Genomic DNA, 19,712 nt, shown 5'->3' on the forward strand with positions numbered 1-19,712 from the left:
AACTCAAACTGGTTGCGGAACGTAAAAAAATCGGTATAATCCGCAATTCTTAGCCACATTGAATTTTTCGTTCCTTGCCTTTGCAGATTGGTGGCTGATCTACGTCAAAGGCTGATTAACCCGTAAGGAGCAGTAATGCGTCACTACGAAATCGTGTTTATGGTTCATCCGGACCAAAGCGAGCAAGTACCAGGTATGATCGAACGTTACACCGGTTCTGTAAAAGAAGCTGGTGGTCAAGTTCATCGCCTAGAAGATTGGGGTCGTCGCCAATTAGCGTACCCAATCAATAAATTACACAAAGCACACTATGTGCTTATGAATGTAGAAGCGCCTCAACAAGTCATCGACGAGCTAGAAACGACTTTCCGTTATAACGATGCTGTATTACGCAGTCTTGTTATCCATACTAAGCACGCCGTAACAGAAGCGTCCCCAATGAAAGCGGCTAAAGAAGAACGTAAACCTTTAGCTGAAGTTGAAAACAACGATTTTGAGGATGCTGAAGAGTAATTTGAAAATTGATAATCGTTTTTCGGTTATGGGAGTCGTTTCTCAGTTACCAAAGCGATTAAAGAGCCCTAGTGGAATTGAGCATTGCAAGTTTTTGTTAGAACATCGTTCTGATCAAATTGAAAGTGGTTTCACTCGTCAAGCTTGGTTAAAGATGCCAGTTCAAATTAGTGGTAATCAATTGATAGAAAAAACTCAAAGCATTACGGTCGGTAGTAAAATTTTGGTGGTGGGATTTATTACATCACATAAAACCCAAAGTGGGTTATGCCAATTAGTTTTACATGCCGAGCAAATCGAATTTATAGATTAGGAGACTAGCCAAATGGCACGTTATTTCCGTCGTCGTAAGTTCTGCCGTTTTACAGCGGAAAATGTTGTTGAAATCGATTACAAAGATATCGCTACATTAAAGAACTATATTTCAGAAAGCGGCAAAATTGTACCTAGCCGTATTACCGGTACTCGTGCGAAGTACCAACGTCAATTAGCTCGTGCAATCAAGCGCGCTCGCTATTTAGCGTTACTTCCATACACTGACAATCATCAGTAATTAAGGAGACACGGTAATGCAAGTAATTCTTTTAGATAAAATTGTTCACTTAGGTCAAGTGGGCGATCAAGTAAATGTTAAATCAGGTTTTGCACGTAACTTCTTAATCCCACAAGGTAAAGCAGTTATGGCAACTAAAGCTAACATTGAACACTTTGAAGCACGTCGTGCAGAATTAGAAGCAGCAGCGGCAGCAAATCTTGCAGCAGCTCAAGCTCGTGCAGCAGAAGTTACTGCATTAGGTTCTGTGACTATCGCATCTAAAGCAGGTGATGAAGGTCGTTTATTCGGCGCAATCACTACTCGTGATGTGGCAGAAGCAGTAACTGCAGCAGGCGTTAAAATTGCGAAAAGTGAAGTTCGTTTACCAAACGGTCCAATCCGTACTCTTGGTGACCACGATGTTCGTTTCCAACTTCACGGTGAAGTATTTGCAACATTAGATGTAATCGTTGTTGCAGAATAATTTGTCAGATAGGCAAAATAAAACCCGGTCTTAGATCGGGTTTTTTATTATTAGTTTAACGTAATAAAAAAGGAGATATAGCTCCTTTTTATTTGTAATTTTTAGTCGTCAAGGAAACTTCTTAATGTTTCTGAGCGGCTAGGATGACGTAATTTACGTAACGCTTTTGCTTCAATTTGACGAATACGTTCACGTGTAACATCGAATTGTTTACCCACTTCTTCAAGCGTATGGTCGGTATTCATATCGATACCAAAACGCATACGTAATACTTTTGCTTCTCGTGGCGTTAGACCTTCAAGAACTTCGTGAGTCGCAACTCTTAAGCTTTGTGCTGTTGCAGAATCTAAAGGAAGTTCTAAGGTTGAATCTTCAATAAAATCACCTAAATGTGAGTCATCGTCATCACCGATAGGCGTTTCCATAGAAATTGGCTCTTTTGCAATTTTCAATACTTTACGGATTTTATCTTCAGGCATTCCCATACGTTCAGCTAATTCTTCTGGCGTTGCTTCACGTCCCATTTCTTGTAATAACTGGCGAGAAATGCGGTTAAGTTTATTGATTGTTTCAATCATATGTACCGGAATACGGATTGTACGAGCTTGATCCGCAATAGAGCGTGTGATGGCTTGGCGAATCCACCAAGTGGCATATGTAGAGAATTTATAACCACGGCGATACTCAAATTTATCTACCGCTTTCATTAAACCAATATTCCCTTCTTGAATTAAATCTAGGAATTGTAAACCGCGATTTGTGTATTTTTTCGCGATAGAAATTACTAAACGCAAGTTAGCTTCCACCATCTCTTTTTTAGCGCGACGAGCTTTTTGTTCACCTCGAGCGACTGCATCACAAATATCGCGCATTTGGGTAATGGTAAGTTTCGTATTTTCTTCAATGCTAGCTAAGTTACTTAATGCTTCTAGGATACGTTCTTCATATTTTGGTAAGCGTTTTGCCCATGGTTTACTGGATTTTAAGGCTTTTTGTACCCATTCAGTATTGCTGCCATTAGTAATAATGAGTTTTTCAAAATCATCTTTTGGCATTCCTGCAATATCAACTAATATTTTTTGTAATTGGCGTTCTTCATGGCGCACACGTTTCATCATTTCTTTCATTGATAAAACGAGTAAATCAAATTGTTTTGGCACTAAGCGGAATTGTTTAAAAATTTCACCAAGTAGTGCAATTTGATCTTGAGCGCGTTTTCCTGAACGACCATGTTTTTCAATAACAGCAAGCGTTTTGGTGTGCTGGTCTTTTAACTGTTGGAATTTTTCTCTCGCGACTTCTGGATCGATGCTATTATCAGATTCGCTGGAATCTGATGTAGATTCTGCTTCGCTTTCATCTTCATCTTCATTGTCTTCAACATCCGTACTTTCTGATTCTTCTCCGTCTTCAGAAAAGCTTTCATCAATGACATTATGTTCTTCTATTTCGGCATTTGGATCGACAAAACCTGTAATTAAGTCAGCTAAACGGAAGTTTCCTTTTTCCACATCATCATAATTTTTTAGCAACTCATTTAAAGCTTCAGGATAGGCTGCAATGGATGTTTGAACTTCATCAATTCCTTCTTCAATACGTTTTGCAATGCTGATTTCATCTTCACGAGTGAGAAGATCAACCGTTCCCATTTCACGCATATACATACGGACAGGATCGGTTGTTCGACCGATTTCAGATTCTACATTTGAAAGAATTTGGGTTGCCTCTTCTACCGCATCTTCATCCGGAATGGTGTCATTCAACATCATCTCATCGCTTTCAGGGGCTTCGTCCAAAACCGGAATCCCTGCATCATTTTGCAGCGTTTGTAGCAATTTATCGTAATATTCAGGGTCGATGACATCTTCTGGTAATAAATCATTAATTTCTGCATAGGTTAAATAACCTTGAGTGCGACCTAATTCCATCAGTTGTTCAATTTGTTCTGAATATTGTTCAGCCGTAGATTGTTGATTTTTTTCCATTTTTATATCCGTTTTGCTTGATGTGATAGTAGCAATATAATTTTTGTTACGAACCTAGAATTTTATCATTGTTATTGAGGATTAACTAACTGTTTTTTCTGCTGTTCTTTCCCCGCTAAAAGGTGAACGAGCACTGTTTTTTCCTCGTCAGTAAGTCCTTCAGCTCGTTCTTTAGCAATAAGCATTTCAATGTCTCGCTCAATGGCTTGAATATTTAAGCGACGATAGTTTTGTGAAAATGCATTGATCATTTCTGCTTCGTCTAATAAATGATCCCAAGTTGCCAGTATTTCAAGGGGATTGCTGTAAGGCGTATCACGGAAGTGCTCTAAAATCTGCCCTGTAGTAATCCCTTCTCGTTGGCGACAAAGTGCGGTCAATTTTTCCAAAATTTCAAAACCAGCTTCTGCACGTAATGCTTGCACACCGCTTTCAGACATACGTTTTACTAATTCAGGATTTTGCAGAAGCAATGAAATGACCATTCGCATTGGTGTCTTCTTGAGCTTATTATTAGCGACTTTTTGTTGTGTATTGGCTTGTTCTAATTGTTTTGGAATAAGATTTTCCAACTGTGTTTGATCAAAAATTCCTAGCTTCTGAGCAAGCATATTGCGTAGTGATAAGCGTAGCATTTCTCCTGGAATTTGGCGAATTAATGGTGCAGCCAAAGCAACTAATTTTCCGCGCCCTTCTTTGCTAGAAAAATCAACTTGTGGACTTAAGTGAGCAAACATAAACTCACTTAAAGATTGTGCACTTTCGATATATTCTTCAAATTTTTCTTTGCCATATTGGCGAATGTAAGTATCAGGATCTTCTCCCTCTGGCAAGAAAATAAATTTGAGTTGTCTGCCATCTTCTAAATAAGGCAATGCATTTTCTAACGCTCGCCAAGCCGCATCACGCCCTGCACGGTCACCATCGTAACAACAAACAACTTGTTCGGTCGAACGAAAAATAAGTTGAATTTGTTCTGATGTCGTGGATGTACCTAAAGAAGCGACAGCATAATCCACGCCAAATTGTGCTAATGCCACTACATCCATATAACCTTCAACAACAAGTAATTGTTTGGGTTCATCGTTGGTTTGTAAGGCTTCATACAAACCATAAAGCTCGTTACCTTTATGATAAGTAATGGTTTCTGGCGAATTCAGATATTTCGGTTTTTCATCTGTTAATACCCGCCCTCCAAAAGCCACTGTGCGACCACGTTTATCGCGTATTGGAAACATGATGCGATTTCGGAATTTATCATAAATATTGCCACGATCATTTCGAGAAAGCATGCCTAACTCAATGAGTTTTTGTTGTTCTTCACGATTAACACCAAATTTACGCAGTACAGTATCCATCGCATTCGGTACAAACCCAATTTGGAAACGCTCAATAATTTCAGCCGAAAGCCCACGTTGTTGTAAATATTCTTGCGCTTGCGTATTTAATGGCAATTGGCTTTGATAAAACTTGGCAATCTCTTGCATTAATTCATAGAGATTTCGTTTGGTTTGATAATTAGCTTGAGGTTTCCCGCTGTTATTAGTGCGTTTTTCGTAAGGTACTTCAAGCCCTGCCATCGCTGCAAGTTCTTCAATCGCCTCTACAAATTCAAGCTTGTCATAATCCATTAAAAAGGAAATCGCATTACCATGTGCGCCACAACCAAAGCAATGATAAAACTGTTTCTTTTGACTAACCGTGAAGGATGGTGTTTTTTCGTGATGGAAAGGGCAGCAGGCTTGATAATCGCGGCCAGCTTTTTTTAGTTTTACGCGCGCGTTAATCACATCGACAATATCGGACTTTGTCAGCAAATCATCAATAAAGGGGCGTGGAATAGAACCTTTCATTGTCGAGCCTCCGTGATCGTGGTGTGAAAGTGCGGTCGTTTTTGGCGTAGATTTTTGTTGTGCTTAAAGTAACAAAACCGTGAGTCCAAAGGATTCACGGTTTGTCTTAACTCGAGTCAGAAAATACTATAAATTAGTATAAACGGGTATTGCGCGCGTTTTCGCGAGCGTTGCGTTTTGCGTGACGTTTTGCAAGTGTTGCATTTTCACGTTTACGAATTGTAGTTGGTTTTTCGTAAAATTCGCGAGCGCGTACTTCAGCTAAGATTCCCGCTTTTTCGCAAGAGCGTTTGAAACGACGTAAAGCTACGTCAAATGATTCGTTTTCACGTACTTTAATTACAGGCATAAGCCAATCACCTCAATGAGTTTAATTTAATTGCAATTTAAAATTTTATCATCACCACCGCAGGATTCTGCAAATGGCAAATCCAATAAAGGATGCAATTCTAATCTACTTTTAGGGCAAAAGTAAAGGAAAGAATGCCAATTTGCCTTAATATTTGTGGTTTCAACTGGTTAAAACCGCTTAAACAGGGTAAAATCGCGCAATATTTTAGGTAATAAATTAAGAAAATCAATGAAAATCTTAGGCATTGAAACCTCGTGTGATGAAACGGGCGTGGCAATTTATGATGAAGAAAAAGGGTTAATTGCTAATCAACTTTATACTCAAATTGCCCTGCATGCAGATTATGGTGGTGTGGTTCCTGAATTAGCATCGCGCGATCATATTCGTAAAACAGCTCCTCTTATTAAAGCTGCGTTAGAAGAAGCTAACTTAACGGCGAGCGATATTGATGGCGTGGCTTATACGAGTGGCCCAGGGCTTGTCGGCGCATTGCTTGTCGGCGCTACGATTGCGCGTTCTTTAGCTTATGCGTGGAATGTCCCAGCGATTGGCGTTCATCATATGGAAGGGCATTTACTTGCGCCAATGCTTGATGAAAATTCACCGCACTTTCCTTTTGTTGCTTTGTTGGTATCGGGTGGTCACACTCAATTAGTGCGTGTCGATGGTGTAGGAAAATATGAAGTGATTGGCGAATCCATTGATGATGCTGCTGGCGAAGCCTTTGATAAAACAGCAAAATTACTTGGATTAGATTATCCGGGCGGTGCAGCACTTTCTCGTTTAGCAGAAAAAGGCACACCAAATCGTTTCACATTTCCACGTCCAATGACAGATCGAGCAGGGCTTGATTTTAGTTTTTCTGGTTTAAAAACCTTTGCCGCGAATACAGTTAATCAAGCAATTAAAAACGAGGGCGAACTGATAGAGCAAACTAAAGCAGATATTGCCTATGCTTTCCAAGATGCAGTGGTGGATACACTTGCCATTAAATGTAAGCGCGCATTAAAAGAAACTGGCTATAAACGTTTAGTGATTGCGGGAGGGGTGAGCGCAAATAAAAAACTCCGAGAAACGCTTGCGCACTTAATGAAAAATTTAGGTGGCGAAGTGTTTTATCCTCAACCTCAATTTTGTACAGATAATGGCGCGATGATTGCTTACACAGGTTTTTTACGTTTAAAACAAGGTCAACATAGCGATCTGGCTATTGATGTTAAGCCTCGCTGGGCAATGACGGAATTACCGGCAATTTAGGAGACAAAATGGCAAAACTCTACTTCTATTACTCCACAATGAACGCTGGAAAATCAACGACGTTGCTACAATCTTCCTATAACTATCGTGAGCGTGATATGAACACATTAGTTTATACGGCTGCCATTGATGATCGTTTTGGCGTGGGGAAAGTCACATCGCGTATTGGCATTTCGCAAGATGCCTTTTTATTTCGCTCGGAAACCAATTTGTTTGATGAAATCAATGAGCACTTAAAAAAAGAAAAAGTGCATTGCGTGCTGGTGGATGAAGCACAATTTCTTAGCAAACAACAAGTTTACCAGTTGAGTGATGTTGTTGATAAACTCAAGATCCCCGTGCTTTGTTATGGCTTGCGTACGGATTTCCAAGCGGAACTTTTTGAAGGAAGTAAATATTTACTGGCTTGGGCGGATCAACTCGAGGAATTAAAAACAATTTGTTATTGTGGCTGCAAGGCTAACTTTGTTTTGCGCTTAAATGATCAAGGTGAAGTCATTAAAGAAGGTGCGCAAATTCAAATTGGAGGCAATGACTCTTATCTTTCTGTTTGCCGTTTACACTATAAAGAAAAGTGCGGTCAACTTTAAATTAGTTTTCAAACACAACACGATAAGGATAATTTTATGTTACAGAATAAAACATTTGGGAGTGCACTGATTATTGCAGGCACAACCATTGGAGCAGGTATGCTTGCTATGCCGCTTACATCAGCGGGCATGGGCTTTGGTTATACCGTGTTATTGCTCGTTGGCTTGTGGGCTTTGTTGGTTTACAGTGGATTGTTGTTTGTAGAAGTGTATCAAACAGCGGATCAGTTGGATGATGGTGTCGCCACGCTCGCTGAAAAATATTTTGGGGTTCCTGGACGAATTTTAGCAACGTTGAGTTTATTAATTTTACTTTATGCACTTTCAGCCGCTTATATTACTGGTGGGGGATCTTTACTTTCAGGCTTGCCAACTGCTTTTGGAATGGAAGCGATGTCGCTTAAAACTGCGATTGTTATCTTTACTGTTGTATTAGGTTCTTTTGTCGTTGTAGGAACAAAAGGCGTGGATGGTTTAACTCGCGTGTTATTTATTGGTAAGTTAGTCGTCTTTGCTTTTGTGCTGTTTATGATGCTTCCCAAAGTGGCAACAGATAATTTAATGGCATTGCCTTTGGATTATGCTTTTGTAGTTTCTGCTGCACCGATATTTTTCACCTCTTTCGGTTTCCACGTCATTATGGCGAGTGTAAATAGCTACTTAGGTGGAAGTGTAGAAAAATTCCGTCGTGCTATTTTGATAGGTACCGCGATTCCATTAGCTGCTTATCTTGTATGGCAGTTAGCAACTCATGGTGTATTAAGTCAAAGTGAATTTGTGCGTATTTTACAAGCTGACCCAACGCTAAATGGCTTAGTGAATGCAACACGTGAAATCACAGGTTCTCATTTTATGGGGGAAGTGGTGCGCGTGTTCTCATCACTCGCTTTAATTACTTCATTTTTGGGCGTAATGCTAGGTGTGTTTGAAGGCTTAGGTGATTTATTCAAACGCTATCATTTGCCAAATAATCGCGTTGTATTAACCATTGCCGCATTTTTACCACCACTTGTGTTTGCATTGTTTTATCCCGAAGGATTTATTACTGCATTAAGTTACGCAGGGTTGTTGTGTGCGTTCTATTGCTTAATTTTACCAATTGGCTTGGCATGGCGTACACGTATTGAAAATCCAACATTGCCATATCGTGTTGCTGGCGGTAATTTTGCTTTGGTGTTTGCGTTATTGATTGGCGTGGTGATTATGGTCATTCCATTTTTAATTCAATGGGGATATTTACCAGCCGTAGCGGGATAATGTGAAGAAAAGTCACTCAATCTAGTTCTTTTTATAGATAAAAGTGCGGTGAAAAATTTCAGTTTTTTGATAATAAAAATAAGCTCAAAATTAACTGCACTCTTTTAGAAGATAATAAGTCATATTTCAGTTGCTTTAAAAATTACAATTTATCTGAATGATGAATCATCACAAAGCGTTCCCAAAGCTGTTCTTCGGTTTCTTGATGTTCAGGATCGGGCTTAATGCAGTTAGTGATTGGGCAAACTTTTTGGCAGGTTGGCGTGTCGTAATGGCCGACACATTCCGTGCAAAGTACAGGATCGATCACATAAATCTCATCGCCAATGGAAATGGCTTCGTTCGGGCATTCTGGTAAGCACATATCGCAGTTGGTACATTTGCTAGTGATGAGTAATGCCATTGTGATCCTTAATAGAAAGTTGAAAGGCGCGAATTATAGCCGACAAAAACTTGATTGACAAAAACTAAACAAAATTTATGAAAAAATTCACTTCCACCCTTTCTCTTATTGTCCTCGTTGTATTAGCAATTTGGCAGTATTTTACCGATTCAACCAAAACTAAAAATCAATCACCTTCTCCCGTAATTGAGCAGACGAAGCAAACAAAAGTATCTGAGCCTAAATTTGAGCCTCAATTTGAGACAAAGCGGACGGATATTGAAAAAAGTGCGGTGAAAAATCCGAATGTTTTTACCAATTATGATGTGATTATGCCTGATGATCCTATTGGGCAAAATGCAAAGGCGCCTGTCGATTATTATATGTTGGCATTATCTTGGTCGCCTGGATTTTGTGATATTCAGCGTGAAAAATATGGTAATCAGTTGCCTTCCTCCTCTCAATATCAATGTGGAAGTAACCGCACTTTAGGTTGGGTCGTTCATGGATTATGGCCTCAAAATGCAAATGCACTTTCAGTGACGGATCATCCACGTTTTTGTAAGGGCGATTTACCAGCCTTGCCAAAAGATTTATTAGCACGATATTTGGCTATCTCACCAGGTGAACAATTATTGCAAGGTGAATGGGAAAAACATGGTAGCTGTGCATTTGATTCTGCCCAGCAATATTTTGCTAAGGAGCAGGAATTATTTAGCTCATTAAAATTACCGAATCAAAATTTAAGCCGCAATGAACTTTTTCGTTGGATGAAACAACATAATCCACAATTAAAAAATGCTTATTTAGGTGCAAGCCGAAACGAATTATTCATTTGTTATGATAAAAAATGGCAGGTAATGAATTGCCAAAGCAAATAAGAATTTCTTTGATCTAAATCGTTACAACCTAGCGCGAAGTAGGTATAATACGAAAAGTTTTCAATTTTAATTTTAACTTAACAAGAGGATAGATTATGTCAGTAATCAAAATGACCGATTTAGATTTAGCCGGTAAACGTGTATTTATCCGTGCGGATCTTAATGTGCCAGTAAAAGATGGCAAAGTGACCTCAGATGCGCGTATTCGTGCGACCATTCCTACTTTAAAATTAGCCTTAGAAAAAGGCGCAAAAGTGATGGTGACTTCTCACTTAGGTCGTCCAACTGAAGGTGAATTCAAACCAGAAGATTCTTTACAACCGGTTGTTGATTACTTAAAAGACGCAGGCTTTAATGTTCGTTTAGAACAAGACTATTTAAACGGCGTAGATGTTAAAGAAGGCGAAATTGTTGTTTTAGAAAACGTACGCGTGAACAAAGGTGAGAAGAAAAACGATCCTGAATTAGGTAAAAAATATGCCGCACTTTGTGATGTATTCGTGATGGATGCATTCGGTACAGCTCACCGTGCGCAAGCATCAACTTACGGCGTTGCAGAATTTGCACCAATCGCTTGTGCAGGTCCATTATTAGCCGCTGAGTTAGATGCATTAGGTAAAGCATTAAAAGAACCAGCTCGTCCAATGGTGGCCATTGTTGGTGGTTCTAAAGTTTCAACTAAATTAGAAGTGTTAAATTCTCTTTCAAAAATCGCTGACCAAATTATTGTGGGCGGTGGTATTGCAAATACTTTCATTGCGGCAGCAGGCCACAATGTAGGTAAATCTTTACATGAAGCTGATTTAATCCCAGTTGCGAAAGAATTAGCTGCAAATACAGATATTCCTGTGCCAGTTGATGTACGTGTTGGTTTGGAGTTCACTGAAACTGCAGCAGCAACAGAGAAATCAGTCACTGAAGTGAAAGATGATGAATCTATCTTCGATATCGGTGATAAATCTGCAGAACAATTGGCTGAAATCATCAAAAATGCAAAAACCGTTTTATGGAATGGCCCAGTTGGCGTGTTTGAGTTCCCTAACTTCCGTAAAGGGACTGAAATCATTTCTCATGCGATTGCAAACAGCGATGCATTCTCTATCGCTGGTGGCGGAGATACTTTAGCGGCTATTGATTTATTCGGTATTGCTGACAAGATCTCTTACATTTCAACGGGTGGCGGTGCGTTCTTAGAATTTGTAGAAGGCAAAGTATTACCTGCAGTAGAAATTCTTGAAAAACGTGCGAAAAACTAACCGCACTTTTCCTCTATAACATATTGATGGTGGCATCAAAAATGCCATCATCAATACGAATTCTTCAAATTGCGGGCTTGTCTCGCTAAACATAAAAAAGGAAACACAAGTATGGCTAAATTATTAGATATCGTGAAACCTGGCGTTGTAACAGGTGAAGATGTGCAAAAAATCTTTGCTTATGCAAAAGAGCATAACTTTGCTATCCCAGCAGTAAACTGCGTAGGTTCTGACTCAGTTAATGCCGTGTTAGAAACTGCTGCACGCGTAAAAGCCCCAGTTATTATTCAATTTTCTAACGGCGGTGCTGCATTCTATGCGGGTAAAGGTGTTAAACCTGCAAGCGGTGCTCGTCCTGATGTACTTGGTGCGATTGCTGGAGCGAAACACGTTCATACTTTAGCTAAAGAATACGGTGTTCCTGTTATTCTTCACACTGACCACGCAGCGAAAAAATTACTTCCATGGATTGATGGTTTACTTGAAGCGGGTGAAAAACACTTCGCAGAAACTGGCCGTCCACTGTTCTCTTCTCATATGCTTGACCTTTCTGAAGAGCCAATGGAAGAAAACATGGCAATCTGCCGTGAATACCTTGCTCGTATGGATAAAATGGGGATGACCCTTGAAATCGAAATCGGTATTACTGGTGGTGAAGAAGATGGCGTAGATAATTCTGGTGTTGATGAATCTCGTTTATATACTCAACCATCTGACGTGCTTTATGTTTACGACCAATTAAACCCAGTAAGTCCTAACTTTACTGTTGCAGCGGCATTCGGTAATGTACATGGTGTTTACAAACCAGGTAACGTAAAATTAAAACCATCTATTTTAGGTGCATCACAAGAGTTTGTTGCGAAAGAACGTAATCTTCCAGCAAAACCAATTAACTTCGTCTTCCACGGTGGTTCTGGTTCTAGCCGCGAAGAAATCCGTGAAGCAATTAGCTACGGTGCAATTAAAATGAACATTGATACCGATACTCAATGGGCATCTTGGAATGGTATTTTGAACTTCTATAAAGCAAATGAAGCTTATCTTCAAGGTCAATTAGGTAACCCTGAAGGCCCAGATGCGCCAAACAAAAAATACTACGATCCACGAGTATGGTTACGTAAAATGGAAGAATCTATGTCTAAACGTTTAGAGCAATCTTTCGAAGACTTAAATTGTGTTGATGTTTTATAATCCACAAAAATAACATAAAATACGACCGCACTTTCAAGTGCGGTTTTTTTATTTTAGCGGAGAAATTATGGAAAAGATCTTAGTTATTCGTAACGATAAATTAGGCGATTTTATGCAAGCATGGCCTGCTTTTGCTATGCTGAAGTTATCGAATCCTTCTTTAAAATTAACCGCACTTGTTCCGAGTTACACAGCGCCTTTAGCGGAAGTTTGTCCGTTTATTGATAGTGTTATTATTGATAGCAAAAAAAATGATAAAACGGATTTCAATCGTCTTGTGCAGGAAATCAAAGCGCAGCAGTTTGATGGAATGATTAGTTTCTTTTCCAATACTCATAATGGAAAACTCGCTTGGAAAAGTGGGATTAAATATCGCCTTGCACCTGCGACTAAATGGGTTCAAATTCTCTATAATCACCGTCTAACACAACGCCGTTCTCGTTCTGAAAAATCGGAAGCAGAATATAATCAAGATTTAGTCCGCGCTTTTTTGCAAAAGCATAATATGCCAATTGTTGAACCTAAACCGCCTTATTTAACCTTTGAGAAAAGTGCGGTGGAAAATCAACGCATTTTCTTGCAAGAGAGTTTAGGACTTTCCGCAAATAAAAAATGGATCTTTGTGCATAGCGGTTCTGGTGGTTCAGCTACGAATCTTTCTTTAGCGCAATATGCAGATTTAATTAAAGGCTTATTGGCTGAATTTGATTGCAATGTTGTGCTGACAGCAGGGCCTGGCGAAAGTGAAAAAGCCCATGAGTTAGCTAATCTAGTGAATGATTCACGCGTAGTTATTTATGATAAGAATAAAGGTTTAGTGGATTTTGCGCATTCTTTAGCTTGTGCGGATTTATTTATTGCGGGATCTACAGGGCCATTGCATTTGAGCAGTGCGTTTAATATTCCGACAATCGGGTTTTATCCAAATAGTCGTTCTTCTCAGCCAAGACGCTGGAAACCGATTAATGATGTCGATAAGCATCTTGCATTTTGTCCACCCGCGGGAAAAGAGACTCAAATGAATCTAGGGCTAATTTCTATTCAACAAGCATTACAAGAGATAATCCCTTTTGTGAAGAAAATGTGTTATTCAAGCTATAACATTTAAAACTCATCAATTAAATTAAAACTGGCGGATCTTCATTACTCCGCCAGTCAAAGTCCTTTTTTCACTCATCTAAATTTAGATCTTTCTTATTTTACTAGTTAACCGTTTTCTTCAGTTTTTATTTCTGAAAATGTGATCTTGCTCACATTTTCAAAATTGTCTATTTTGTTACCATTGCGTACAATACAAAACCATTTTTAAAGGGGGACATTATGTTAGCTTCACTTCAAGATATTCTCGATACGGTTAAAGCCAATAATCTGACTTATCATCAAAAATTAATGACATTAGGCAATATTGCTGAGCGTTTATTTGATCCTCGCGATCTGCTTGGCTATACCGATGAAGAATGGGGCTTTTTACAGAATCAGATGATTTGTGATTTATGTGAAGGTTACGCGATTTATCGCCCTCGCTATATCCTGCCTGATTATAATGTGTATATCCAAAAAGGCTGCGAATTTTTAGAGTTGCCGCCACCAAAAGATCTTGATGAGGCACTTGATGGATTATTGATTCTTTACTCTCACGTGCCATCCATTACAACTTATCCTGTTTATGTTGGTCGTCTTGATGTATTGCTCGAACCTTTCATTACTGATGAAGAAAAAGACTATATAAAAATTAAACGTTTCTTAAATCATATCGACAAAACTGTGCCTGATTCATTTTGTCATGCCAATATTGGGCCTTATGATACGAAAGCGGGTCGCTTGATTTTACGTGCAGTGATTGAGCTTGAAGCGCCAACACCGAATATGACTATTCGTTATGATAAATCCAAAACGAGCCGTGAGTTTGCTGAACTTGCAGCAAAAGCCTGTTTATTAGTTTCGAAGCCATCTTTTGCAAACGATGCGTACTATATTTCCGATCTAGGTGAAGAATATGGCGTAGCAAGTTGCTATAACGCATTGCCTGAATGTGGCGGTGCTTACACATTAACGCGTTTACGTCTAGGTACGATTGCTCGCGCGTGTAAAAGTGCGGATGAAATGGTAAACGAATTATTACCACGTGTGGCGAAATGTGCTCTTTCAACCATGGATAAACGCCATAAGTTTGTAGTGGAAGAAAGTAATTTCTTTAACAGTTCATTCCTCGAAAAAGAAGGCTTTATCAAACGCACTAATTTTACGGGGATGTTCGCAATTGTGGGCTTGGCAGATGCAGCAAACCACTTATTGCAATGTGAAGGCTTAAATGAAACCTTTGGTAAGAGTGCTCGTGGTGATGAAATTGCGACAGCAATTATGGATAAACTTAAAGAAATCACCGATGCACATGAAGGGGTTTATGCAGAACGTACTGGCAATCGTTATTTATTACATGCGCAAGTTGGCGCAAGTAACCACGAAGAAGACAAACGTAACGCACCGGCTCACCGTATTCGTGTAGGCGAAGAACCAACGTTACTTGCGCATTTAAAACAGTCTGCGCCGTTCCATAAATATTTCCCATCTGGTACAGGGGATTTATTCGCCTTTGATCAAACCTATGTGGATCACTGCGATGCGGTGGTGGATATTATTGATGGTGCATTCTCTTTAGGCTATCGCTACATTACCACCTATTTGAAAAATACGGATTTAATTCGCGTTACAGGTTATTTGGTGAAGAAAAGCGAAGTTGAAAAATACCGTAAAGGCGAAGTCGCGTTACGCGATACAACTTGGTATGGTTCGGGTACGGATGAATGTGCCAACGTGTTTGATCGCCAATTGCGCGATGAAAAAGATGTCACCGCTGAAAAATAATTGGAAAAATGACCGCACTATCTGAGATTTTTGTGCCGTTGCATCGGATTATTCCTTTTTCAAATGTAGAAGGGCAAGGCAATCGTTCGAGTATTTTTCTGCAAGGTTGTAAGTTAAATTGCTTGTATTGCCATAATCCGGAAACTATTCCTCGTTATACGGAAAATGCGAAATTGGTTAGTTTGCAGTATTTGTATGAACAGGTTATGGAGGCAGTTCCATTTATTCGAGGTGTCACAATTTCAGGTGGTGAACCGACTATCCATCATAAAAAACTGGTGCCACTATTTGAGGCTTTACGTTCTCAAGGATTAACCTGTTATTTGGATAGTAGTGGCTTTTTTGAGTTTGATCGTATTCGTTCGTTAATTGATGTCACTGATAAATTTTTATTCGATCTGAAAGGAGAGGGCGCTGGTTTACAAACGCTCTGTTTTGACCGACAAAATCAAACAGGAATTGTACCACAGCAAGTGATACCAGAACGTTTACATATAAAAAACGATAAACTTGAGCGAAATTTGCAAAATCTGGCTGCCTTGTTGCCGTTAAATAAAGTGGAAGAAGTGCGGTTAGTTTTTTTAAAGAATTTTTTTGATGCTGAACATTTGGTGGGCAAAGTTGCGTTACTTTTACGAAATTATCCTGATGTGGCATTAAAAATTATCCGTGTGCATAGTAAAGGTGCGCGCGATGAAACTGGGTTATCAACGCATATTCCAAGTGCGGAAGAAACTAATGCATTGGCTGCTTATGCGCGTCAATGTGGAATTAACAAGGTTTTGACTATTTTGTAGTCGCTTACAAGAAAGTGCGGTGAAAATTCGCCGACTTTTTGTGAGAAAACAAGTAGAATAAACCGATTTTTTTATTAACTTAACCAATCTAGGGGAATCAAATGAGTGTGTTAAGCAGCATTTTGGGAATGGTCGTATTAATCGCTATTGCCGTGTTACTTTCCAATAATCGTAAAGCAATTAGTATCAGAACCGTGCTCGGGGCGTTAGCAATCCAAGTTGGATTTGCCGCCCTTATTTTATATGTGCCAGCAGGTAAACAAGCACTTGGTGCAACCGCTGATGCCGTATCAAATGTTATTGCTTACGGTAACGAAGGTATTAACTTTGTATTCGGTGGTTTAGCTGATCCAAGCAAACCTTCAGGTTTCATTTTTGCAGTGAAAGTATTACCAATTATTGTGTTCTTCTCTGGCTTAATTTCTGTGCTTTACTATCTCGGCATTATGCAAGTGGTAATTAAAGTATTAGGCGGTGCATTACAAAAAGCATTGGGTACTTCAAAAGCAGAATCCATGTCAGCGGCTGCTAATATTTTCGTTGGTCAAACTGAAGCACCATTGGTTGTTCGCCCTTACATTAAAAATATGACCCAATCTGAATTATTTGCCATCATGGTAGGTGGTACAGCATCTATCGCGGGTTCAGTAATGGCAGGTTATGCTGGAATGGGCGTGCCATTGACATACTTAATCGCTGCGTCATTTATGGCGGCGCCAGCAGGTTTATTATTTGCGAAATTAATGTTCCCACAAACAGAACAATTCTCTGATAAACAACCAGAAGACAATGATTCAGAAAAACCAACTAACGTACTTGAAGCAATGGCGGGCGGTGCGAGTGCAGGTATGCAACTTGCGTTAAACGTAGGTGCAATGTTAATCGCATTCGTTGGTTTAATTGCATTAATTAACGGTATTTTAAGTGGCGTTGGTGGCTGGTTCGGCTATGGCGACGTAACTTTACAATCTATCTTTGGTTTAGTTTTCAAACCATTAGCATACTTAATCGGTGTGACTGACGGTACCGAAGCGGGTATCGCAGGACAAATGATCGGGATGAAATTAGCGGTTAATGAATTCGTAGGATACCTTGAATTTGCAAAATACTTGCAACCAGATTCTGCGATTGTATTAACTGAAAAAACCAAAGCAATTATTACTTTCGCACTTTGTGGTTTTGCTAACTTCAGCTCAATTGCAATCTTAATCGGTGGTTTAGGTGGAATGGCACCAAATCGTCGTAGTGATGTTGCACGTTTAGGCTTAAAAGCAGTAATCGCGGGTACTTTAGCAAACTTAATGAGTGCAACGATTGCAGGCTTGTTCATCGGACTCGGTGCAGCAGCGCTTTAATTCTCGGATAAGTGCGGTGAAAAATGACCGCACTTTTTATTTTTACATTTGAAAAAAGGAAGGAAAATTATGACTCCACATATTAACGCGCCTGAAGGTGCATTTGCTGATGTTGTTTTAATGCCAGGTGATCCACTTCGTGCAAAATACATTGCAGAAACGTTTTTGCAAGATGCAGTAGAAGTAACAAATGTTCGTAATATGCTTGGTTATACCGGTACTTACAAAGGTCGTAAGATTTCTATTATGGGCCACGGTATGGGAATTCCATCTTGCTCTATTTACGCGAAAGAATTAATCACTGAATACGGTGTGAAAAAAATTATCCGTGTAGGGTCTTGTGGCGCTGTTCGTATGGATGTGAAAGTGCGCGATGTAATTATCGGTTTAGGTGCATGTACTGATTCAAAAGTAAACCGTATTCGTTTCAAAGATAACGACTTTGCAGCTATTGCTGATTTCGATATGGCACAAGCCTCTGTTCAAGCTGCAAAAGCAAAAGGCAAAGCCGTTCGTGTAGGTAACTTATTCTCTGCGGATTTATTCTATACACCCGATGTAGAAATGTTCGATGTAATGGAAAAATACGGCATTTTAGGTGTGGAAATGGAAGCGGCTGGAATTTATGGTGTGGCTGCAGAATATGGTGCAAAAGCATTAACAATTTGTACTGTGTCTGACCATATTCGTACTCACGAACAAACCACGGCAGAAGAGCGCCAATTAACATTCAATGATATGATTGAAATTGCATTAGATTCAGTGTTAATTGGTGATGCGCAATAATTTCTTATAGTGGATTTAATAAGTGCTTGAAAAACAACCGCACTTTTTATATAATCCGCGCCCATTATGAGCCGTTCGCGGCTCATATTTTTGTGTGGTGCAATGAATGTTGCACTGAAAATTATCGGGGAGCTATTTAATAGCGTTATTACCCAATTAGAGGAAAACTAAAATGGCAAAAAAAGTCCAAGCCTATGTTAAGTTGCAAGTTGCAGCTGGTATGGCAAACCCATCACCACCAGTTGGTCCTGCATTAGGTCAACAAGGTGTGAACATCATGGAATTCTGTAAAGCATTCAACGCTCGTACTGAGAGTTTAGAAAAAGGTTTACCTATTCCAGTTGTTATCACTGTATATGCAGACCGTTCATTTACTTTCGTAACTAAAACTCCACCAGCAGCAGTATTATTGAAAAAAGCTGCAGGTATCAAATCTGGTTCTGGTAAACCGAACAAAGAGAAAGTGGGTAAAGTAACTTTAGATCAAGTTCGTCAAATCGCTGAAACTAAAGCAGCAGATATGACTGGCGCGTCTATCGAAACCAAAATGAAATCAATTGCTGGTACTGCTCGCTCTATGGGCTTAGTGGTGGAGGAATAATACGATGGCTAAATTGACTAAAAAAATGAAAGCAATCAAAGCTGGCGTAGATTCTACTAAAGCATACGAAATCAACGAAGCGATCGCGGTATTAAAACAATTCGCAACAGCTAAATTCGTTGAAAGTGTTGACGTTGCAGTAAACTTAGGTATCGATCCTCGTAAATCTGACCAAAACGTTCGTGGTGCAACTGTATTACCACACGGTACTGGTCGTGAAGTACGCGTAGCTGTGTTCACTCAAGGTGCTAACGCAGATGCAGCTAAAGCAGCAGGTGCTGATTTAGTCGGTATGGAAGATTTAGCAGAGCAAATCAAAAAAGGCGAAATGAACTTTGATGTTGTTATCGCTTCTCCTGATGCAATGCGTGTTGTTGGTCAATTAGGTCAAGTATTAGGCCCGCGTGGTTTAATGCCAAACCCTAAAGTTGGTACTGTGACACCAAACGTTGCTGAAGCAGTTAAAAATGCTAAATCTGGTCAGATCCGTTATCGTAATGATAAAAACGGTATCATCCACACCACTATCGGTAAAGCAAACTTCTCTGAAGTTCAATTAAAAGAAAACCTTCAAGCATTATTGGCTGCTTTAAACAAAGCAAAACCAACTACTGCTAAAGGTATCTTCATCAAGAAAGTAAGCATCTCTACCACTATGGGTGCAGGTGTTGCTGTTGATCAAGCTTCTTTATAATTTAAAGAATTGATAGATTTTAAACCGCACTTTTGAAAGTGCGGTTTTTTTATTTCATAAAATTTCTCCATAAGTTTT

At 39.5% G+C, this 19,712-nt stretch carries 21 protein-coding genes; 17 read left to right on the forward strand and 4 right to left on the reverse strand.

The genetic code is table 11. The features are described 5' to 3' along the window. The first annotated feature begins 135 nt into the window (after positions 1-135). The 4 genes from rpsF to rplI are packed head-to-tail and all read left to right on the forward strand — an operon-like array spanning position 136 to position 1,532. Positions 136-513: a 30S ribosomal protein S6 gene (gene rpsF / locus HMPREF9096_RS04655; RefSeq protein WP_005627620.1), complete on the forward strand. Its 378-nt coding sequence runs from the start codon at positions 136-138 to the stop codon at positions 511-513. Beyond that, positions 500-826 (forward strand): primosomal replication protein N, encoded by a 327-nt coding sequence (gene priB / locus HMPREF9096_RS04650; RefSeq protein WP_005639404.1) that lies wholly within the window; start codon positions 500-502, stop codon positions 824-826. Before rpsF ends, priB begins: the two co-directional genes overlap by 14 nt. A gap of 12 nt (positions 827-838) precedes the next feature. After that, the gene (gene rpsR / locus HMPREF9096_RS04645; protein ID WP_005598105.1) at positions 839-1,066 is read left to right on the forward strand and encodes a 30S ribosomal protein S18; all 228 of its coding nucleotides are present in this window, start codon (positions 839-841) and stop codon (positions 1,064-1,066) included. 16 nt (positions 1,067-1,082) lie between these two features. Further along, positions 1,083-1,532, forward strand: coding sequence for a 50S ribosomal protein L9 (rplI, locus tag HMPREF9096_RS04640; protein ID WP_005627626.1), 450 nt, complete (start codon positions 1,083-1,085; stop codon positions 1,530-1,532). A 101-nt stretch (positions 1,533-1,633) separates the two neighbouring features. Here rplI and rpoD read toward each other — a convergent pair whose 3' ends face one another. The 3 genes from rpoD to rpsU form a co-directional block, all read right to left on the reverse strand. Then, positions 1,634-3,517 (reverse strand): RNA polymerase sigma factor RpoD, encoded by a 1,884-nt coding sequence (gene rpoD, locus HMPREF9096_RS04635; RefSeq protein ID WP_009500417.1) that lies wholly within the window; start codon positions 3,515-3,517, stop codon positions 1,634-1,636. A gap of 71 nt (positions 3,518-3,588) precedes the next feature. Then, complete coding sequence (dnaG, locus tag HMPREF9096_RS04630; protein WP_009500418.1) at positions 3,589-5,370, reverse strand: DNA primase; 1,782 nt, start codon at positions 5,368-5,370, stop codon at positions 3,589-3,591. A 133-nt stretch (positions 5,371-5,503) separates the two neighbouring features. After that, positions 5,504-5,719, reverse strand: coding sequence for a 30S ribosomal protein S21 (rpsU, locus tag HMPREF9096_RS04625; RefSeq protein ID WP_005627632.1), 216 nt, complete (start codon positions 5,717-5,719; stop codon positions 5,504-5,506). Positions 5,720-5,950: 231 nt separating this feature from the next. On the opposite strand from rpsU, the gene tsaD reads away from it, so the two are divergent. Genes tsaD through HMPREF9096_RS04610 form a run of 3 tightly spaced genes read left to right on the forward strand, consistent with a single transcriptional unit; the run spans position 5,951 to position 8,826 of the window. After that, positions 5,951-6,979, forward strand: coding sequence for a tRNA (adenosine(37)-N6)-threonylcarbamoyltransferase complex transferase subunit TsaD (tsaD, locus tag HMPREF9096_RS04620; protein WP_009500422.1), 1,029 nt, complete (start codon positions 5,951-5,953; stop codon positions 6,977-6,979). 8 nt (positions 6,980-6,987) lie between these two features. Continuing rightward, complete coding sequence (locus HMPREF9096_RS04615; RefSeq protein ID WP_032803395.1) at positions 6,988-7,569, forward strand: thymidine kinase; 582 nt, start codon at positions 6,988-6,990, stop codon at positions 7,567-7,569. A 36-nt stretch (positions 7,570-7,605) separates the two neighbouring features. Next, a complete protein-coding gene (locus HMPREF9096_RS04610) occupies positions 7,606-8,826 on the forward strand; it encodes an aromatic amino acid transport family protein (RefSeq protein ID WP_009500424.1) in 1,221 nt (406 codons plus the stop codon). Between the two features lie 142 nt (positions 8,827-8,968). On the opposite strand, the gene HMPREF9096_RS04605 is transcribed toward HMPREF9096_RS04610, so the two are convergent. After that, positions 8,969-9,229 (reverse strand): YfhL family 4Fe-4S dicluster ferredoxin, encoded by a 261-nt coding sequence (locus tag HMPREF9096_RS04605; protein ID WP_005627640.1) that lies wholly within the window; start codon positions 9,227-9,229, stop codon positions 8,969-8,971. A gap of 77 nt (positions 9,230-9,306) precedes the next feature. Between HMPREF9096_RS04605 and HMPREF9096_RS04600 the strand changes: the two genes are divergently transcribed. The 10 genes from HMPREF9096_RS04600 to rplA all read left to right on the forward strand — a co-directional run bounded on the left by HMPREF9096_RS04600 (position 9,307) and on the right by rplA (position 19,634). Next, a complete protein-coding gene (locus tag HMPREF9096_RS04600) occupies positions 9,307-10,089 on the forward strand; it encodes a ribonuclease HI (RefSeq protein ID WP_009500426.1) in 783 nt (260 codons plus the stop codon). Positions 10,090-10,184: 95 nt separating this feature from the next. Then, positions 10,185-11,345 carry a phosphoglycerate kinase gene (gene pgk, locus HMPREF9096_RS04595; RefSeq protein WP_009500427.1) on the forward strand — a complete coding sequence of 387 codons (1,161 nt, stop codon included), beginning with the start codon at positions 10,185-10,187 and terminating at the stop codon, positions 11,343-11,345. 111 nt (positions 11,346-11,456) lie between these two features. Beyond that, on the forward strand, positions 11,457-12,536 hold the full coding sequence (fbaA, locus tag HMPREF9096_RS04590) for a class II fructose-bisphosphate aldolase (RefSeq protein ID WP_005627643.1): 1,080 nt from the start codon (positions 11,457-11,459) through the stop codon (positions 12,534-12,536). A gap of 67 nt (positions 12,537-12,603) precedes the next feature. Continuing rightward, positions 12,604-13,644 carry a glycosyltransferase family 9 protein gene (locus tag HMPREF9096_RS04585; protein WP_009500428.1) on the forward strand — a complete coding sequence of 347 codons (1,041 nt, stop codon included), beginning with the start codon at positions 12,604-12,606 and terminating at the stop codon, positions 13,642-13,644. A gap of 212 nt (positions 13,645-13,856) precedes the next feature. Then, on the forward strand, positions 13,857-15,401 hold the full coding sequence (locus HMPREF9096_RS04580) for a YjjI family glycine radical enzyme (protein ID WP_009500429.1): 1,545 nt from the start codon (positions 13,857-13,859) through the stop codon (positions 15,399-15,401). An 8-nt stretch (positions 15,402-15,409) separates the two neighbouring features. After that, entirely contained in the window at positions 15,410-16,198 is a 789-nt protein-coding gene (locus HMPREF9096_RS04575) for a 4Fe-4S cluster-binding domain-containing protein (RefSeq protein WP_009500430.1), read from the forward strand. A 101-nt stretch (positions 16,199-16,299) separates the two neighbouring features. Further along, positions 16,300-17,553: a NupC/NupG family nucleoside CNT transporter gene (locus tag HMPREF9096_RS04570; RefSeq protein ID WP_005633049.1), complete on the forward strand. Its 1,254-nt coding sequence runs from the start codon at positions 16,300-16,302 to the stop codon at positions 17,551-17,553. Positions 17,554-17,622: 69 nt separating this feature from the next. After that, a complete protein-coding gene (gene deoD / locus HMPREF9096_RS04565; protein ID WP_009500431.1) occupies positions 17,623-18,339 on the forward strand; it encodes a purine-nucleoside phosphorylase in 717 nt (238 codons plus the stop codon). Between the two features lie 172 nt (positions 18,340-18,511). Further along, positions 18,512-18,940, forward strand: a complete 429-nt coding sequence (gene rplK, locus HMPREF9096_RS04560; protein ID WP_005633053.1) for a 50S ribosomal protein L11 — start codon at positions 18,512-18,514, stop codon at positions 18,938-18,940. 4 nt (positions 18,941-18,944) lie between these two features. Further along, positions 18,945-19,634: a 50S ribosomal protein L1 gene (gene rplA / locus HMPREF9096_RS04555; protein WP_009500432.1), complete on the forward strand. Its 690-nt coding sequence runs from the start codon at positions 18,945-18,947 to the stop codon at positions 19,632-19,634. Positions 19,635-19,712: the final 78 nt, after the last annotated feature.

The organism is Haemophilus sp. oral taxon 851 str. F0397 (genome assembly GCF_000242295.1).
Lineage (GTDB): Bacteria > Pseudomonadota > Gammaproteobacteria > Enterobacterales > Pasteurellaceae > Haemophilus.

Excerpts from the sequence above, each read along its gene's own strand:
- rpsF (WP_005627620.1), top strand. The coding sequence starts at position 136 with ATGCGTCACTACGAAATCGTGTTTATGGTTCATCCGGACCAAAGCGAG.
- priB (WP_005639404.1), top strand. The coding sequence starts at position 500 with ATGCTGAAGAGTAATTTGAAAATTGATAATCGTTTTTCGGTTATGGGA.
- rpsR (WP_005598105.1), top strand. The coding sequence starts at position 839 with ATGGCACGTTATTTCCGTCGTCGTAAGTTCTGCCGTTTTACAGCGGAA.
- rplI (WP_005627626.1), top strand. The coding sequence starts at position 1,083 with ATGCAAGTAATTCTTTTAGATAAAATTGTTCACTTAGGTCAAGTGGGC.
- rpoD (WP_009500417.1), bottom strand. The coding sequence starts at position 3,517 with ATGGAAAAAAATCAACAATCTACGGCTGAACAATATTCAGAACAAATT.
- dnaG (WP_009500418.1), bottom strand. The coding sequence starts at position 5,370 with ATGAAAGGTTCTATTCCACGCCCCTTTATTGATGATTTGCTGACAAAG.
- rpsU (WP_005627632.1), bottom strand. The coding sequence starts at position 5,719 with ATGCCTGTAATTAAAGTACGTGAAAACGAATCATTTGACGTAGCTTTA.
- tsaD (WP_009500422.1), top strand. The coding sequence starts at position 5,951 with ATGAAAATCTTAGGCATTGAAACCTCGTGTGATGAAACGGGCGTGGCA.
- HMPREF9096_RS04615 (WP_032803395.1), top strand. The coding sequence starts at position 6,988 with ATGGCAAAACTCTACTTCTATTACTCCACAATGAACGCTGGAAAATCA.
- HMPREF9096_RS04610 (WP_009500424.1), top strand. The coding sequence starts at position 7,606 with ATGTTACAGAATAAAACATTTGGGAGTGCACTGATTATTGCAGGCACA.
- HMPREF9096_RS04605 (WP_005627640.1), bottom strand. The coding sequence starts at position 9,229 with ATGGCATTACTCATCACTAGCAAATGTACCAACTGCGATATGTGCTTA.
- HMPREF9096_RS04600 (WP_009500426.1), top strand. The coding sequence starts at position 9,307 with ATGAAAAAATTCACTTCCACCCTTTCTCTTATTGTCCTCGTTGTATTA.
- pgk (WP_009500427.1), top strand. The coding sequence starts at position 10,185 with ATGTCAGTAATCAAAATGACCGATTTAGATTTAGCCGGTAAACGTGTA.
- fbaA (WP_005627643.1), top strand. The coding sequence starts at position 11,457 with ATGGCTAAATTATTAGATATCGTGAAACCTGGCGTTGTAACAGGTGAA.
- HMPREF9096_RS04585 (WP_009500428.1), top strand. The coding sequence starts at position 12,604 with ATGGAAAAGATCTTAGTTATTCGTAACGATAAATTAGGCGATTTTATG.
- HMPREF9096_RS04580 (WP_009500429.1), top strand. The coding sequence starts at position 13,857 with ATGTTAGCTTCACTTCAAGATATTCTCGATACGGTTAAAGCCAATAAT.
- HMPREF9096_RS04575 (WP_009500430.1), top strand. The coding sequence starts at position 15,410 with ATGACCGCACTATCTGAGATTTTTGTGCCGTTGCATCGGATTATTCCT.
- HMPREF9096_RS04570 (WP_005633049.1), top strand. The coding sequence starts at position 16,300 with ATGAGTGTGTTAAGCAGCATTTTGGGAATGGTCGTATTAATCGCTATT.
- deoD (WP_009500431.1), top strand. The coding sequence starts at position 17,623 with ATGACTCCACATATTAACGCGCCTGAAGGTGCATTTGCTGATGTTGTT.
- rplK (WP_005633053.1), top strand. The coding sequence starts at position 18,512 with ATGGCAAAAAAAGTCCAAGCCTATGTTAAGTTGCAAGTTGCAGCTGGT.
- rplA (WP_009500432.1), top strand. The coding sequence starts at position 18,945 with ATGGCTAAATTGACTAAAAAAATGAAAGCAATCAAAGCTGGCGTAGAT.